Here is a 633-nt window from a genome sequence, read left to right as displayed (position 1 = left end):
ACCTTGAGATTTTGATAATACATCATGCACACCAACAGCCTCTAAAACGGTTCTAACAGCACCACCGGCTATTACTCCTGTACCAGGAGCAGCTGGTATTATGTTTACTCTAGCTCCACCAAATTTACCTTTCTGCTCATGTGGTAACGTACCTTTTCTAATTGGAATACGTACAAGGTTTTTCTTAGCATCTTCTACAGCTTTTGCAATTGCACTAGCTACATCTTTAGATTTACCTAAACCTTGACCTACAACACCAGCTTCATCACCAACTACAACAATAGCTGAAAAACCAAATGCTCTACCACCTTTAGTTACTTTTGTAACTCTTTGTACACCAACTAAACGATCTTTTAGATCTAATCCACCTGGTTTTACTAATTCTGCACTTTTATATTTTTGATACATAATTTCTTAAAATTTTAGTCCAGCTTCTCTAGCTCCTTCTGCTAATGATTTAATTCTTCCGTGATATAAATATCCGCCTCTATCAAAAGCAATAGTTTCAATACCTGCTTTTAAAGCTTTTTCAGCAACAGCTTTACCAACTAGTTTAGCTGCTTCAGTTTTATTTGCTTTTGCGGTATCAATGTCTTTATCTCTAGAAGATGCAGCGCTAATAGTTTTACCAGA

At 36.3% G+C, this 633-nt stretch carries 2 protein-coding genes; both read right to left on the bottom strand.

Annotated features, from left to right (window positions below; all coding sequences use genetic code 11):
* Positions 1-408, bottom strand: a 408-nt coding sequence (locus FUA24_RS17200; protein WP_148544321.1) for a ribosomal protein S5, incomplete at its 3' end; no start/stop codon positions are given.
* A gap of 6 nt (positions 409-414) precedes the next feature.
* Positions 415-633, bottom strand: a 219-nt coding sequence (locus FUA24_RS17195) for a 50S ribosomal protein L18 (RefSeq protein ID WP_148544320.1), incomplete at its 5' end; no start/stop codon positions are given.

The sequence above is a fragment of the Seonamhaeicola marinus genome (assembly GCF_008085455.1).
Note: the sequence above shows the minus strand (reverse complement) of the source record. Positions and strands in the feature narration are given on the sequence as shown.